This window comes from Salipiger pallidus, from assembly GCF_014643635.1.
Lineage (GTDB): Bacteria > Pseudomonadota > Alphaproteobacteria > Rhodobacterales > Rhodobacteraceae > Salipiger > Salipiger pallidus.
In genome coordinates, this window is the sequence record NZ_BMJV01000001.1 from 129,849 (window position 1) to 145,961 (window position 16,113).

General features: G+C 63.7%; 13 protein-coding genes. 6 read left to right on the plus strand and 7 right to left on the minus strand.

Annotated features, from left to right (window positions below; genetic code table 11):
- Window positions 1-38 precede the first annotated feature (38 nt).
- From IEX41_RS00605 to IEX41_RS00630, 6 genes are all read right to left on the minus strand, one after another.
- The gene (locus IEX41_RS00605; protein ID WP_188787814.1) at window positions 39-1,151 is read right to left on the minus strand and encodes an NUDIX domain-containing protein; all 1,113 of its coding nucleotides are present in this window, start codon (window positions 1,149-1,151) and stop codon (window positions 39-41) included.
- 34 nt (window positions 1,152-1,185) lie between these two features.
- The gene (locus IEX41_RS00610; RefSeq protein WP_188787816.1) at window positions 1,186-1,626 is read right to left on the minus strand and encodes a TrgA family protein; all 441 of its coding nucleotides are present in this window, start codon (window positions 1,624-1,626) and stop codon (window positions 1,186-1,188) included.
- A gap of 184 nt (window positions 1,627-1,810) precedes the next feature.
- Window positions 1,811-3,235, minus strand: a complete 1,425-nt coding sequence (locus IEX41_RS00615) for a cryptochrome/photolyase family protein (protein WP_188787818.1) — start codon at window positions 3,233-3,235, stop codon at window positions 1,811-1,813.
- 51 nt (window positions 3,236-3,286) lie between these two features.
- Window positions 3,287-4,489 carry an aminotransferase class V-fold PLP-dependent enzyme gene (locus IEX41_RS00620; RefSeq protein ID WP_188787819.1) on the minus strand — a complete coding sequence of 401 codons (1,203 nt, stop codon included), beginning with the start codon at window positions 4,487-4,489 and terminating at the stop codon, window positions 3,287-3,289.
- Window positions 4,490-4,614: 125 nt separating this feature from the next.
- Window positions 4,615-6,342: a BCCT family transporter gene (locus IEX41_RS00625; protein WP_188787822.1), complete on the minus strand. Its 1,728-nt coding sequence runs from the start codon at window positions 6,340-6,342 to the stop codon at window positions 4,615-4,617.
- A 472-nt stretch (window positions 6,343-6,814) separates the two neighbouring features.
- The gene (locus tag IEX41_RS00630; RefSeq protein ID WP_188787824.1) at window positions 6,815-7,324 is read right to left on the minus strand and encodes a DinB family protein; all 510 of its coding nucleotides are present in this window, start codon (window positions 7,322-7,324) and stop codon (window positions 6,815-6,817) included.
- Window positions 7,325-7,452: 128 nt separating this feature from the next.
- On the opposite strand from IEX41_RS00630, the gene IEX41_RS00635 reads away from it, so the two are divergent.
- The 4 genes from IEX41_RS00635 (at window position 7,453) to IEX41_RS00650 (ending at window position 12,263) form a co-directional block, all read left to right on the plus strand.
- On the plus strand, window positions 7,453-8,205 hold the full coding sequence (locus tag IEX41_RS00635; protein WP_188787827.1) for a FadR/GntR family transcriptional regulator: 753 nt from the start codon (window positions 7,453-7,455) through the stop codon (window positions 8,203-8,205).
- A 648-nt stretch (window positions 8,206-8,853) separates the two neighbouring features.
- Window positions 8,854-9,912 carry a TRAP transporter substrate-binding protein gene (locus tag IEX41_RS00640; protein WP_188787828.1) on the plus strand — a complete coding sequence of 353 codons (1,059 nt, stop codon included), beginning with the start codon at window positions 8,854-8,856 and terminating at the stop codon, window positions 9,910-9,912.
- Window positions 9,913-10,034: 122 nt separating this feature from the next.
- Entirely contained in the window at window positions 10,035-10,832 is a 798-nt protein-coding gene (locus tag IEX41_RS00645; protein ID WP_188787830.1) for a TRAP transporter small permease subunit, read from the plus strand.
- Between the two features lie 3 nt (window positions 10,833-10,835).
- Window positions 10,836-12,263 (plus strand): TRAP transporter large permease, encoded by a 1,428-nt coding sequence (locus tag IEX41_RS00650; protein WP_188787831.1) that lies wholly within the window; start codon window positions 10,836-10,838, stop codon window positions 12,261-12,263.
- Window positions 12,264-12,419: 156 nt separating this feature from the next.
- Here IEX41_RS00650 and IEX41_RS00655 read toward each other — a convergent pair whose 3' ends face one another.
- Window positions 12,420-14,018, minus strand: coding sequence for an NAD(P)H-hydrate dehydratase (locus IEX41_RS00655; RefSeq protein ID WP_188787833.1), 1,599 nt, complete (start codon window positions 14,016-14,018; stop codon window positions 12,420-12,422).
- Window positions 14,019-14,192: 174 nt separating this feature from the next.
- Between IEX41_RS00655 and IEX41_RS00660 the strand changes: the two genes are divergently transcribed.
- Together IEX41_RS00660 and glnA are read left to right on the plus strand one after the other, a co-directional pair.
- Complete coding sequence (locus tag IEX41_RS00660; RefSeq protein WP_188787835.1) at window positions 14,193-14,531, plus strand: P-II family nitrogen regulator; 339 nt, start codon at window positions 14,193-14,195, stop codon at window positions 14,529-14,531.
- An 86-nt stretch (window positions 14,532-14,617) separates the two neighbouring features.
- Window positions 14,618-16,024, plus strand: coding sequence for a type I glutamate--ammonia ligase (glnA, locus tag IEX41_RS00665; protein ID WP_188787837.1), 1,407 nt, complete (start codon window positions 14,618-14,620; stop codon window positions 16,022-16,024).
- Window positions 16,025-16,113 lie beyond the last annotated feature (89 nt).

Consider the following 16,113-nt stretch of genomic DNA (forward strand, 5'->3'; position numbering starts at 1 on the left):
GCGTCGGGGGACAGGTTTAGGCCGCGTGCTGCCGGAACTCAAGCGCCTGCGCGCAGCTCCTCGCGATGACGTGCGAGCCACAGGAGCATCATCACCAGAGGGCCGGCATTCACCTCACCGCTGTCCACCAGCTCCATGGCCCGATCAAAGCTTACAACGTGGCTTTTGATGTCCTCGTGCTCTTCATCGAGGCCCGACACGCCATTGTCATCCATGCTGAGGGAACACAGGTCAAGGAAGCAGTGAAAGAACTCGGAGCTGTAACCGGGCGAGGCATAGACCTTGACCATCGGCACTAGCCTGCTGAGCGTGATGTCGGCCTCTTCCTCGGCCTCGCGGCGGGCGGTGTCTTCGGGGGCCTCGCCCGCGTCCACCAGCCCGGCAGGCGGCTCGAGCGTCACGGGGAACGGATCGCCCCTCAGGATCGGGCCATACCGCAATTGTTCGATCAGAAGCACCCGGTCGGTCTGCGGATCATAGGGCAGCACCAGCGCGGCATCGTAGGCAACGAACCCCTCGCGCGAGAAGGTCTCGGACCAGCTGCCATCGAACCGCTCGTGGCGCATGTCAAAAGCGCGCAGGCGAAAAAAACCGTCAAAGCCGGGACGGTCGCGGACGATCTCGACCTTGTCGAGCCCGCGCCCCGTGCGCAGCTCGTGCGGGGCGCCCTGCCCGCCCATCTGCCGCGCCCACGCGCGGGCGGCGATGAAGGGGCGCAACCGGGCGATCTCGGACGGGTCGGCGCTGCCGTGGCGCTGCATGATGTCCTCGGCGGCGATGCAGGCCATGGTAGCCCAGCGGGCCTCCCACGCGGACAGCTCGAAGCGTTCGGCGCTGCGGCTGGCCTTGGCGGCCTGCGTGGGCACGGTGGCGGTCAGGCTCTCGCCGCCCGCCTCGACAGCCAGACGACGGAGCGCGCCCTCGTGGAAGGCGATTCGCGCCATGTCCTCGCGACTTGCGTCGCGCAGCAGCAGCCCCGCGACCACGGCGCCTCGGTTGGCGGTCAGAACGGCGGTGGGAAAGCCCTTGCCATCGCTCAGGAGAGCGGCGTGATCACGCAGCACCGCAGGCTCGCACACCGCATCGCGGCCCAGCACCCGTGACAGCAGGGGCGCATGGCACAGCGGGCCATAGAGAAAGATGTCGGACAAGGGACAGGACTCCTCGGCGCCTGAAGGCGCCGGTTCAGCGCCAGTGGCGCGATGCGGTTTCAGTCAGGATCGCCGAGACGCCCGCGCCGACGATCATGAGAATGACAAAGCCCGGATCGGCGAGGTTGGCAGCGTATTCGATGGCAATCTGGAAGATCGCTGCAAAGGCTTCCATGGCACTGTCGTAGCGCTGGCGCAAGGCCAGGTGGACCATCTGGCGGGTCGCCTGGAACAGCAGTGCCCAGAAGATCAGCGCGAACACGCCCGTGATGCCATGGGACAGCGCCGCGCTGAACCCGCGTCCGGCGCGGGGGCCGACGATGATCCAGCCACACAGAAAGCCGATTGCGGCGTTGATATAGTTGAAATTGCCGAAATACATGTCCTGCGGCCAGATCTGCTGAACGTAGTCAGACCCTATCCAACCAAGCACCATGAGGCAAAGCGCGGCAACGAGCCGGGCGGCGGTAAACATGAACCCACGGCCTCTTCAAAGAAATACATGACGTGGGGCAAACTGCCGCCAAAGCCCACCCGGGCACAAGCCCCAAGGCGGCAGTCGTAGGGCGGCTGTGATCTTTGCGGGACACCGCGCAACCGGCGGGGATGTGCCGTCCGACAAGAGGCTTGGACCGCCGGCTTCCTTGCCCCGCTACGGCTCAGAAATCCCGGTTCTCGTAGGCGTCAAGCGCGGCCTTGCGGCCTTCGTCGGCGGTAACTACCGGCTCGGGGTAGTCATCCTGCGGCGTGATCGCCCAGCTTTCGGGGATGGCGTCGAAGTAACTCAGCGCGGTGTCCGACGGCGAGTCATAGCCTTCGGCGATCCATGCCTTGCGATAAGCCTCTTCCGGGTCGAACTTCTCGGCTTGGGTGATCGGGTTGAAGACGCGGAAATAGGGCGTGGCATCGGGCCCCGACCCGGCGGTCCATTGCCAGCCAAGCGCGTTCGACGCCGGATCCCAGTCGGTCAGGCAATCTTCGAACCACTGCTGGCCGATGCGCCAGTGGCACATCAGGTGCTTGGTGAGGTAGCTGGCCACGATCATCCGCGCGCGGTTGTGCATCCTTCCCGTGACGTACATCTCTCGCAGTGCCGCATCGACGAATGGAATTCCGGTGCGCGCCCGCTTCCACGCGATGACCTCAGATCGGCGCTCGTCCTCGTTCCAGGGGAAGGCCGCCCATTCCTCGCGCCAGCTGCTGTCGGTGATATGCGGGGTGTGCCACAGCAGGTGATACGCGAACTCGCGCCAGACCAGTTCCTTGACCCAGGTTTCGGCGCCGTCCTTGCCCGCCTCAATGGAGCGCTGCCCGGCGTGCCAGCATTGCGCTGGACTGATCTCGCCCAGCGACAGGTACTCGGACATGAGCGAACAGCCGTCCTCGGCTACCATGTTACGCCCTGTCTTGTAGTCGTCGATCCGGTCACGCACGAAAACCCCGAGGCGCGACTGCGCTGCCTGCTCGCCGGGATCGGTATGCCGCGCCACGATCTCGGCCCCGCGCCGCATGGCCGCGCCCAGCTGCCAGTCCTCAAGGGCATCGCCCTCAGGCCAGTCGGACGGCGCCTTGAGCGACGACGGAGCGGACAGTGGTTTGGGCACGTCGCGGTCCGCTACCGCACGCCAATACGGGGAATAAACCTTGTAGAAGCCACCCTGCTTGGTCTCGACGGTCCATGGTTCGAAAAGCAGGTGGCCGGTGTGGCTCTCCGCCTCGATGCCCTTGTCCTTCAGCGCCGACTTGATGGCGCTGTCACGTTCGACGGAGACCTGATCGTAAGCACGCTGCCACAGGACGGTGTCCGCGCCAGTTTCGTCCACCAGCGCCTCGAGCACCTCGCGGGCGGGTCCGGCGCGCAGGACAAGACGGCTGCCCATATCCCCGAGCGCCTTGCCGAACACCTCCAGCCCCTGCCCCAGCCGCCAGCGCGGCGCGGCGCCAAGGTCGTCCACCGTGTGGTCGCGGATGAACACCGGGATCACCGGGCGCCCGGTCTCTGCGGCGGCATGAAAGGCGGCGTGGTCGGTCAGCCGCAAATCGCGGCGGACCCAGACGATGACGGGGCTGTTCTGGTCGGGCATGGCATCTCCTTGAAGGCTCGCAAATAGCGTGATGCCGTGCCGGTCAAGCCCTCAGAGCACTTGGTCGAGCGCCTCGATCAGCTGCGCCACCTCGGCTTCGCTGGTGTAATGCACGAAAGACAGGCGCAGCACACCCTGCTCGGGGTCGATCCCCATCGCTCTCAGCGGACGGTGGGCGTAGAAGTTGCCGCCTCCCGCCATCACCTTGTGCCCGGCGAGCGCGCGGGCCACCGGCTCGGCGGCGCGGCCCAGATCCACAGCCACGGTGGGCGCGCGCATGGCCGCATCGCGCGGCCCCAGCAGGCGGATGGAATTGCGGCCCCCGAGGAAGTCCAGCAGCGGCTGCATCAGCGTCACCTCGTGGGCGTGCATCATCCCGGACACCTCCGAGGGTGCGATGCCCTGGTGCGCGGCAAGCGCCTCGACGTAATCGACCATTCCGGCGCAAGCAGCCACCTGCGCATGGTCCGGCCCTGCCGGAGTGAACCGCTTGTAGAGAACGTCTCCGTTGAAGCCATGAGCCTGGTTCGGGAGCCGCCCGGCAAGCTCGTGGCGAATGACCATGATGCCCTGATGGGGGCCGAAGGTCTTGTAGGCCGAGAACAGGTAGATGTCACAGCCAAGCGCCCCCACGTCCGGGAAGCCGTGGGGCGCAAAGCTCACGCCGTCGACACAGGTAAAGGCCCCGGCGGCATGGGCGGCGGCGGTAATCTCGGCCACCGTGTTGATCTCGCCCACCACGTTGGAGCAATGCGGGAAGCAGACCAGCCGCACCTTCTCGTCGGTGAGCAGTGGTGCCAGCGCCTCGGGATCGAGGCGGCCTGTGACCGGGTCGATCTTCCATTCGCGCACCTCGATGCCGTGATCGGCCAGCTTGCGCCATGGGCCGGAATTGGCCTCGTGATCCTGGTTGGTGACCACAATGGCATCGCCGGGCACCAGAAATTCGCTGAACGCCTGCGCCAGTACATAGGTGTTCTGAGTGGTCGAGGGACCAAAGCTCAGATCGTCCCGCGCCACTCCCAGCAGACCGGCGAGCCGGGTGCGGGCCTCGTCCATCTCGGCCCCGCCGGCTTCGGAGGCGGGGTAAGGCGCGTAGGGCTGCACCTTGCGCTGGTGGTAGAAGCGCATCAGCCGGTCAATCACCGGCTGGCAGGTGTACGAGCCCCCGGCGTTCTCGAAGAAGGCCCAGCCGTCGAGCGACGACTCGGACAAGGCGGGGAACTGACCGCGAACGAACTCAATATCCAGCATGCGACTCTCCTTTTTCAAGGCAGAACAAAGCCGCTCCGCCTGCAAGGGTCAAGCACTTGCCTTCAAATGAAAAATGCGCGGACCAATCGGCCCGCGCATTCATTGGTTTCAGATCAGGGATCCGTTCAGAGCTTGTGCTCTGCCCGCAGGCCCTTCCAGATCGCGAAGCACATGATCAGCAGCACCACGGCGAACAGAAGGCCGGTCGAGATGACCATGGATTGCAGCGCGCTGAGGCCGCCTGCCAGAAGCAGCGTGATCGCCACGGCACCTTCGAAGACCGCCCAGAACACCCGCTGGGGCACCGGTGCGTCGACCTTGCCGCCCGCGGTGATCGTGTCGATCACGAGCGAGCCGGAGTCCGACGAGGTCACGAAGAACACCACCACCAGCAGGATGCCGATGAAGGACGTGATGCTGGCCATGGGAAGATCGTCGAGCACGCGGAACAGCTGCACCGGCAGGTCTGCGTCCACGGCGGCACGGTAGCCTTCGTTGACCAGCTGGCCGATGGCGGTGCCACCGAAGACGGTCATCCAGAACACCGACACGATGGTCGGAATGATCAGGACGCAGATCAGGAACTCGCGCACGGTCCGGCCACGGCTGACGCGGGCGATGAACATGCCCACGAACGGCGACCAGGAGATCCACCATGCCCAGTAGTACGAGGTCCAGCCCTGCACGAAGTTGGTGTCCTCACGTCCGAAGGGGTTGGACAGGGACGGCAGGTACTCGAAATAGCCCAGCAGGTTGCCGAAGAACGCGCTCACGAGATCGCCTGTCGGGCCGACGAAGAACACGAACACCACCAGCAGGACCGCGAGAGCCATGTTGATCTCGGACAGCACCTTCACGCCGCCATCGAGGCCGCGCACCACCGAGATGAGCGCGAAGCCCGTGATTGCCGCGATCAGGATCACCAGCAGCCACATGCTGTCCGAGGTGCCCGACTCGTCGACGTTGCCGAAGGCAAGGCCGAGGAAGCGGCGAGTGCCCTCGGTCGGATCACCGGATCCGAAGAGGTCGGTCAGACCGGCAGCCGCCTGGCTGGAGCCGAGACCAAGCGACGTGGCAAGGCCGAAGAGCGTGGCGAACACCGCGATGATGTCGATGATATGACCCCACCAGCCCCAGACGCGTTCGCCCAGGATCGGGTAAAAGGCGGAGCGCACGGAGAGCGGCAGGCCCTTGTTGTATGAGAACAACGCCAGCGCCAGTGCGAGAACCGCGTAGATCGCCCAAGGGTGCAGACCCCAGTGGAAGATCGTCGCTGCCATGGCGAGTTTTTCCGACGCAACCTCGTCACCCTCGGCGCCGCCCAGCGGTGCCCAGTCGGTCCGCAGGCCGTCTTCGCCCACAGAGGTGCCCCCCATGGAGGTGCCGAAGTGGGTCAGCGGCTCGCCCACGCCGTAGAACATCAGGCCGATGCCCATGCCCGCAGCGAACAGCATCGCGAACCAGCCGAGGTAGCCGTAATCGGGCGTCGCCTCGGCGCCGCCGAGACGCACCTTGCCCACCGGAAGCACGATAAGCGCGATGCAGAACAGCACGAAGATGTTGCCGACGCTCAGGAACAGCCAGTCGAAGGACTGGGTGACAAAGCTGAACAGCCATGAGAACCCGCTGGAGGCGGTGTCCGGGAAGATCAGGGTGAACAGCACGAAGAGCACGATCACCGCACCCGAGATCACGAAGACCGGGTTGTGGATGTCGACCCCGAACGGGCCGATACGCGTTTCGATGTTGTCCTGTCCGATCTCGTAATCGGTGTCGATGATCTGGGCGGCGCCTTCCGGCGCGGGGACGCCTACGTCCTCCGATCCCGTGTCATCATTGTTGTTGTCAGTCATTCACCAATTTCCCCCTTTTTTCGTTTCGTTGAGGTCTTCTTTTAAGCTTTCGTTCACGCCAGGCACTTTAGATGGCTCATGCGCCCTGTTGGCGATCAGCCGGTTGGGCGACTTCGTGTTCCAACTCGTCATTGCAGCGCCCCAGCCTGCCGGAGCGTATCATGCGGCGGTATCGATCCTGTGTCGGGCGTTTTGCCCGTCGCACTGGGTATGCCGATAGCCCGGCAAGCCCGTCCCGTCGCGTGTGGCCGAGCTTAGAACAGAAAAAACCATCGGCAGAAACCTGCGCGCCATTAAAATGTACAAAAACGACATTTCCGATGCGTCTTGACCATAGTACCCGGATCTTGTGTTCGCCCGGTGATGCCTTGCCTGCAAAGTGTCAGGGCGTGTCGCAAAACGGCGATGGACGGTATCGCATGTCGTTTTCGGAACAGCCCACTGGTGCATGTTTACAACGGCGATAAAGGGATCATGTTGACAGCTCCGGAAGAAATGCCAGATCCGAAAGCCACCCCTTCGCCCCGGCACCAGTGACCATCGAGTGTACCTGACCGCGGTGGTGGGCCTGATGGTTGAACATGTGCGCCACACACAGCGACATCGGGCGCGACATCTGTGCGCCCGTCGCGCCGGAGACCCAGCGCAGTTCACCCGACAGCGCCACATGGTCCACGCCGGCAGCCCAGTCCGACAGGTGACCGTCGAGACGGGACCGCTCCGCCGACCAGGCCCCCACCGAACGGGTGAGCTCCGGGCTTTGGTCAAGGCCGCATTCAGGCTTCGGCCATCCGGCAAAGCGGCTCATCCACATCTGATCGGCCCACAGGATGTGATTCACGGTGCCCAGCATGCTGCCAAAGAAGGCTCCGCGATCCGAGCTGACCACCTTCGGGGGCAAGGCCTCGAGCGCCTGCCGCATGAGGTCGTTTTGCCAGGCATTGTAGCGGGTCATGAACAAAAGCCATTGGTGGTCGGGCATGAGGTCTCTCTTCACATAGGAACGGCAGGGGCGTTGCCGCGACAGCCGTCTCCTGCCCCGACCTCACCAGCCGACTTCGGACGACTCGGGCTGGACTGCGCATCACAACGTCACTAGAAACAAGGGTCATGCCCGCCACAAGATCAAACAGCACAGATCGATCCACCGAGATCGCCGCCGAACTGCGCGATGCCATCGTCGCGGGCAAACTCATCGTCGGTGACCGCCTGCCGTCGGAGGCCGAGCTTGCCACCCAGTTCGGGGTGTCTCGCCCGACGGTACGCGAAGCGCTCAAGCGGCTGGCGGCGCAATCTCTGATCCGCACCCGTCGTGGTGCGTCCGGCGGAGCGTTCGTCAACCAGCTGTCCTACGATGCGGCGCATGCGCAGCAGATCACCACCTCGACCCTGCTGCTGTCCATGAACGACATCGGCTTCGACGTGGCCTGCGAGGCGCGCTTTGCGATGGAGCGGGCCTGTGCGCCGCTGGCCTGCGCCCGGCGTCAGAGCGATCATCTGGCCACCATGCAGGCCGAGATCGCCCGCCAGTCAGACCCTGCCCTCACCGACGAGGATTTCTGCGCCTCCGACGTGGCCTTTCACCGGGCGCTGGTGGATGCGGCGGGCAATCCGGTGCTGTCCTACCAGCTGGCCGGAGCTGTCGAGGCCATGCAGCCACTGATGAACATGATCACCTTCACAGCCCGCGACCGTGCCCGCATCATCGCCCTGCATCGGCGCATCGCCGATGCGGTCGAGACGCAGACCGGGGCCGGATGCATCACGGCGCTCGAAGAGCTCGAAACCTATACCCGGGAACTCGGTCGCGACGCGGTGGCCCGGCATGCGGCGCGCAAGGCTGGACGAACGCAAGGCAGTTGAACCCTGCCGATGCTCGGCGAGCCGCGCCGTTCTCAGGACAGCGTTCAGGTGATGGTGCTGTCGTTGCGTTGGGTGAAGATCGCGTCGCTTTTGCGTGTCACTTTCCGCAAGCGGTGCCCGTCCATTTCTCGGGGCTGCCCAGCGTGCTGCAGAATTCGCTGTCCCGCCTGACCTCTGGTCCGGACATCACCGTGCCAACGGCTTGTGTGGCAGCCAGCATGCCGTCAGCTTCGATCATCATTTGGACATGTTCAGACTGGCTCAGCATCCGCCCTGCCGGGCCAGTGGTACGGAACCCACGGCCTCGGGCGACGTATGGGCAGCCTGCTTGCGAATGGCATACATGCCAACGGATAGCAGCGCCTGGATGATGAATCTGACAAGGGTACTGCGCGAACGGATCAAAAACCTGAATAGACCGCCGCATTGATTAGAGTGCGCAAGTACCCGGAAGTTACCCACTTTAACGTTTTTGACTGCACCATACAGCACTCCAAGCTCAGTAAAACGATTCAGTAGTATTGGGTATTCACAGCCCCGTGATGGCTCGCTAGCCTTTGAAACCGGTGGAAGAGGAGCCGCCGCACGCGCCCTTAATAGGGGGCGCGGCATTTCGGGGAACAACCGGGATCCAAGGGAGGAGACCCAATGAAACATGCATTCGTGGCTGCGGTAGCGGCCTCATTCGTCGCATCCGGCGCAAACGCGCAGGAGCTGTTCGAGATGACCAGCGGCTATGCCAACAACCTGCCGATCCTCGGCACCGCGTCGGTCGCCTTCGTGGACAAGATCAACTCGATTTCCACTGACGTCGAGTTCGAACACTTCAACCCCGGCGAACTGGTGCCCGCTCTGGAAATGCTTGACGCCACATCGAACGGATCGGTGGACGCGGCCTATTCCACCTCCGGTTACTGGCAGGGCAAGATGGCGGCTGCAGGCCTTTTTGCCGCCGTGCCCTTTGGCCCTGAGCCGGGCGAGATGCTGGCATGGATGCTTTACGATGACGGGCTCAGCTATTTCCAGCAGATGTACGACGACAACGGCTACAACGTGAAGGTCCTACTGTGCGGCATGTACGCGCCGGAAACCTCGGGCTGGTTCAAGAAGGAAATTAACAGCATGGAAGACCTGCAGGGTCTGAACATGCGCTTCTTCGGCCTTGGTGCCGAGGTGATGGCCAAGCTTGGGGTGTCGACCTCGTTGCTGGCGGGTGGCGACATCTTCCCGGCGCTGGAGCGCGGGGCCATTGACGCCACCGAGTTCTCCATGCCGCTGGTCGATGCCAACCTCGGCTTCTACAACATCGCGAAATACAACTACTTCCCCGGCTGGCACCAGCCCTCGACCATGTTCGAGCTGCTGATCAACAAGGACAAGTGGGAAGACCTCGACGAGATTGCCCAGAACCAAATTGAAATCGCCTGCATGGCCAACCTCGCCGACAACTTCGCGGAAGGCGAAGCCAAGAACTTCCCCGCCATGAAGGAGAACGTCGAAGAACACGGCGTCGAGATCAAGAACTGGAACGAGGAACAGTTGCAGCACTTCGAGACCGCATGGCTCGAGGTGGCCGACGAGCTCGCAGCCGAGGATGCCTTCTTTGCCGAGGTCTGGGCCGACCTGCAGGAATTCCGTGAGGGCTACAAGCTGTGGGGCAACAACATCTACCTGCCGCGACCCTACACCTCGGTCGCTGACCAGTGATTTTGGCCAGCAATCTTGGACCAAAGATTGCGGGCCAGTGATCCTCTGACATCGTGACCCCGGCCGGGGCGGCGCGTCGCTGCCCCGGCCCTGACGTGATGCGCAACGGAAGGCAGGCGCAAATGACAGAAGCTTCAGACGTCGTGGCCGCCATCTCCGATCCCGGCGAGATCGGGCGGGCCGAACACACCCGCGCCGACCGGATGGTTGTGATGGTGTCGAACCTTGCCGCTTGGCTGTTCCCCATCCTCATGGTGGCGATCTGCGCACAGGTGATCCTGCGCCAGATGGGCCACAACCAGGCATGGCTCGATGACCTGCAATGGTGGCTTTATGGCATGGCCGTGATGATCGGCATCGCCTACGCGGTAACCACCAACAGCCACGTGCGGGTGGACATCTTCTACGACAATTTCGAACAGCGAAAGCGCATCCGCACCGACATCTTCGGCCTTGCCTGGCTGTTCCTGCCCTTCATCATCCTGTGCTGGGACGTGACGCTGGACTACGCGCTGACCTCGATCCGCGCGAGCGAGGGATCGGACAGCCCCAACGGGCTGCACAGGCTGTGGCTGCTCAAGACCTTCCTGAACCTCAGCTTCCTGTTCATCGCCTTCGCCACCTGGGCGGCCTACGTGCGGCTGCTGGGCAAGCTGACGCGCCCGATGCTGTGGAAGAAGCTGCTGTTCGCCTTCCCGGCGGTGGCTTATGCCATCAACCTCGCGCTCTATTACACACTCTTCGGGGTCTTCTACCTCACTCGTGGCCCCGAGATGGACGCCCGCGACGTGAGCCGCCTGCCCGTTTTCGGCGAGCTCGAGTTCGGCCCGCATGAAATGCGCTGGACCGTCCTCGGCGCGCTTGTCCTGACCGTGGCCATCATCGCGCTGGCCCGCGCGCTTGCGCGAAAGGAGGCCTGATCCATGGAGTGGTTGACCGTCAACGAGATCGCCGTCGCGGCGATGTTCCTCACCTTCATCTGGATGCTGTTCCGTGGCATCCCCGTGGCCTTCGCCCTTGTGGGCGTGTCCCTGATCTTCGTGCTTATCGCCGAGATCGGCCTTGATCCCTACCGCCGGTTCTGGGGCGAGATCATGGCCTTCGACCGCACCGGCATCGACTACCGCAAGCTGCAGGCGCTGTCCGGGCGGATCTTCGGCAACACCATCAAGAATCCGGTGCTCGTGGCGCTGCCCATGTTCATCTACATGGGGCTGATGCTGGACCAATCCGGCGTTGCGCAGCGCATGATGCACGCGATGCAGAAACTGTTCGGAGGCCTGCGCGGCGGGCTGTCGCTTACCGTGCTGCTGATCGGCATCATCCTTGCGGCCTCCACCGGCGTTATCGGGGCCTCGGTGACCTTGTTGGGAGTGATGGCTCTGCCCGCAATGATGGCGCAGAACTACTCGAAACCCATCGCCACGGGCACCATTGCCAGTGCGGGGACGCTGGGCATCCTGATCCCGCCATCGATCATGCTGGTGATCATGTCGGACCAGCTGGCCATCTCGCTCGGTGATCTGTTCATGGGGGCGCTGTTCCCCGGGCTCATCCTCGGCGCGCTCTACATCGTGTTCATCGTCATCTACGGCCTCATCTCACCGGACAGCATGCCCGCCCCCGAACGCACGCAGGCCGTCGGCTGGGACGAGATCCGCGAAGTGCTGGTGGCCGTGGTGCCGCCTATGCTGCTGATCCTGCTGGTGCTGGGCTCGATCTTCGTCGGCCTCGCGACGCCCACCGAAGCCTCCGGCCTCGGCGCGCTGGGCGCCACGCTGCTGGCGCTGTTTGCCCGCAAGCTGAACCTCAAGGTCTTCCGCGAGGTGGCGCGATCCACGCTCAACACATCGGGCTACATCGTGGGAATCTTTCTTGCGGCGAACTTCTTTGCCTACGTGCTGCGCCGCTACGGCGGAGACGAGATCGTGCAGGAGCTGGTGCTTTCAGCCTTCGACAGCCCCTACTGGACCGTGGCCTTCATCCTGTTCATCGTGTTCTGTCTCGGCTTCCTGCTGGACTGGATCGAGATCACCATCATCATCATGCCCCTGATGCTGCCCATCATCCAAGGGCTCGAACTTGCAGTGCCCGGCTATGATCAGGTGCGCGATCCGCAGGTGGTGTGGTTCGCCATCCTCGTGGCGGTGACCTTGCAGACCTCATTCCTGACACCGCCCGTGGGCTTTGCTCTGTTCTACCTCAAAGGCGTCTGCCCGCCGGGCGTGTCACTGGCGCATATCTACCGGGGCATCATCCCCTTCGTCATGCTCCAGCTTCTGGGCCTGCTCATCGTCTTCGAGTTCCCTGCGCTGACCACGTGGCTGCCCTCGGTGGCCTACGGCAACTGACCTGTCGCGCCTGCCGGACGCCGCGCGAGCGTATGCCTCCGGCAGGCGCATTTACCAAAGAGAAGAAGCAGCCGGGCGGGCGCCTGCCATTCTTGTGTTTCCAAATACGCACCCTCGCAACAGGGCCACCAAGCCACGCCCGAGGGCTTTGCTGTCTCAGACGCCCATTCGCCGGAAGAGCTGCGGCAGCATTTCGGGAAGATCCTCGGCAATGAGCCCCGGTCCGAAGGTACGCGCCGCTTCCACATGCAGCCATGTTCCCAGTTCGGCGGCACCGAGAACATCGAGCGCTTCGGGCTCCGATGTCGCCAAGAGGCCGGCAATCAGCCCAGCTAGCACGTCGCCGGCACCCGCGGTGCCAAGCCAGGGAACAGCGCGTTCACGCAGCGCCGAGTGGATCGAAGCGCAGCCGTCAGGCCGCGCGATGACCGTTGCCGCACCTTTCAGCAGCACCGTGCAGCCAGCCCGGGCGGCGGCGGCGCGGGCGGCCTCGATGCGGCCAGTTTCGGGCATGGCCTGCGTGATGTCGGGAAACAGCCTGCGGAACTCGCCATCGTGTGGGGTCAGGATGGCACGGTCATGCAGCATCTCGAACAGCCGCGCCGGGTGATCGGCGAAGGCGGTCAGCGCGTCCGCATCAAGCACGCAGGCCCGGCGGACTGATAGTGCCGCAGGCACGAGCATTGCCGCCCGCCGCATCCCAAGCCCCGGCCCGAGCACGATGCAGCGCAGCCGCTCGTCCTCGAGCATGTGGCGCAGGTCGTGCCCCTCGATCACCACACGCAACATGATGGCGTTGAGCTGCGCCGCATGTTCCGCGATGGCCGCCTGCGGCACACCGATGCTCACCAGTCCCGCCCCGACCCGAAGCGCCGCCCGCGCGGCCATGCGCGCCGCGCCGCCCTGCCCGACGCCACCCGCAAGCACGAGCACATGACCGCGTTCATACTTGTGCCGCGCGGCACGCAGGCCAGTGACATGGTTGTACCAGCCCCCGGTGCCCTGCGTATCGGGGCTGATGAGGCGAAGCGCATCCGGTGCCTTCGGTGTTGCGACCAGCGCGGCAGGATCGGTTGAAAACGGCGTTCCGATGCCGATGTCGACCACCTTGAGCACGGCCCCGGCGCCCTCGCTGAGCATGTGGCCGGGCTTCGGCCGGTGGAACGTGACGCAAAGGTCCGGCGTCATCCATTCACCAAGATCCTCGGCGGAGGTCACCGGTCCGGCAAGGTACTGGCCGCGATCCACATCGAAGCCTGACGGGCAATCCACCGCCACGAGCTTTAGCGCGCCACCTCCCCGTCGCGACCGTACCGCCGCGACGGCTGCAGGCACCTCGGCTGGAATCGGCCGCGACAGCCCGATGCCGAACACCGCATCCACGAGCAAGTCAGGGCGCTCCCCGGTTCCGGTATCGTCGATGTGCTTCACCGGGCCAAGCGCCGACCACTCGTCATGCATGGCGCGGGCATCCGCTGACAGGCGCTCTGCATCGCCCATGAAGAAGACCTCGACCTGCCAGCCGCGCTGCGCCAGAAGCCGGGCCACCACGAACCCGTCGCCGCCATTATTGCCCGGCCCGCACAGCACCACCGCATGCGGTGCGCCCGGCACCAGATCCGGCCAATGCCCGCAGATGGCTTCAACGACACCGGCCCCCGCGCGCTCCATCAGCTCGCGCCCCGATGCCCGCTTTTCGCGCATTGCGAGGGCCTCTGCCTCCCGCATCTGCGCAACAGTCAGCAATTCTGACATTTTGCCCCTTCTGAAGTTCTCAAACTGCCCATTTTTAGTGCCACTTGCACATAAAATAATCTACGAGTAGGAATCGCCCTACACACCCCCTGCCCCCTTCCGCTATCGGATTGTGGCGGTCAGCCAGACATGTTCTGGCAGGGTCCGACACGGGATTACGAGGAGAAAAAGACCATGAAAAAGGTCGAGGCGATCATCAAGCCCTTCAAGCTCGACGAGGTCAAGGAAGCGCTCCAGGATGCCGGCATCCAGGGCCTTTCGGTTCTCGAAGTGAAAGGCTTTGGCCGCCAGAAGGGCCACACCGAGCTGTATCGCGGCGCGGAGTATGTGGTCGACTTCCTGCCCAAGGTGAAGATCGAAGTCGTCCTCGATGACGACATGGTCGACGCAGCCGTCGAAGCGATCATCAACGCGGCGAAAACCGACAAAATCGGTGACGGCAAGATCTTCGTGAGCCCCGTCGAACAAGCTATCCGCATCCGGACCGGCGAAGCCGGCTCGGACGCGCTCTGAGGCTGGCGGGCCGCCTTTCGCGGGCGGTCTCCCCTCGAACAACCAGACCCCCATACCGGACCCAATTGAAGAAAGGGAATCAGGGAATGAGCATCAAGGACGTCATCAAGTTGATGAAGGACGAGGAAGTCGCCTACGTCGACATCCGCTTCACCGACCCGCGCGGCAAGCTGCAGCACGTCACGGTGATCGCGGACGAAGTCGACGAGGATTTCCTCGAAGAAGGCTTCATGTTCGACGGCTCCTCCATCGCTGGCTGGAAGTCGATCGAAGCATCGGACATGAAACTGATGCCCGATCCCGACAGCGTCTACATCGACCCGTTCTATGCCGAGAAGACCCTCTGCGTGCACTGCTCGATCGTCGAGCCGGACACCGGCGAAGCCTATGACCGTGACCCGCGCGGCACCGCTCAGAAGGCCGAAGCCTACCTGATCTCGTCGGGTATCGGCGATGCGTCCTACTTCGGCCCCGAAGCGGAATTCTTCCTCTTCGACGACGTGAAGTACTCGGTTTCGCCGAACAAGGTCTCCTACGAGATCGACGCCGACCACGCTGCGTGGAACACCGACGCAGACTTCGAGCTGGGCAACCTGGGCCACCGCCCGACCTTTAAGGGCGGCTACTTCCCGGTAAACCCGATGGACGATGGCCAGGACATCCGTTCCGAGATGCTGTCGACCATGAAGCGCCTCGGCATGAAGGTCGACAAGCACCACCACGAAGTTGCGACCTCGCAGCACGAGCTGGGCCTTATCTTCGGCTCGCTGACCAAGCAGGCGGACGAGCTTCAGAAGTACAAGTACGTCATCCACAACGTGGCACAGGCTTACGGTCGTTCGGCGACCTTCATGCCCAAGCCGGTCAAGGGTGACAACGGTTCGGGCATGCACGTGAACATGTCGATCTGGAAGGACGGCAAGCCGCTCTTCGCAGGCGACAAGTACGCGGACCTCAGCCAGGAAGCGCTGTACTTCATCGGCGGTATCCTGAAGCACGCCAAGGCTCTGAACGCCTTCACCAACCCGTCGACCAACTCCTACAAGCGTCTGGTCCCGGGCTACGAAGCTCCCGTTCTGCGCGCCTACTCCGCACGCAACCGTTCGGGCTGCGTCCGTATTCCGTGGACCGAATCCCCGAAGGCCAAGCGCGTCGAGGCTCGTTTCCCCGATCCCGCGGCGAACCCCTACCTGTGCTTCGCCGCACTTCTGATGGCCGGCCTTGACGGCATCAAGAACAAGATTGATCCGGGCGAAGCCATGGACAAGAACCTCTACGACCTTCCGCCGGAAGAGCTCGCAGAGATCCCGACCGTCTGTGGATCGCTCCGCGAAGCCATGGAAGAGCTGAAGGCCGACATGGACTTCCTTCTGGCCGGTGACGTGTTCACCAAGAGCCAGATCGAAGGCTACATCGACCTGAAGATGGAAGAGATCGAAGCCTACGAGATGACCCCGCACCCGATGGAATTCGCGCTGTACTACAGCTGCTGATCCCGTCCGCGGACATCGCGACATCAGGGGCGCCCTTGCGGGGCGCCCCTTTTTTTTCGTGCCCCTGGGCGAGGTCATCCATTGGCCGC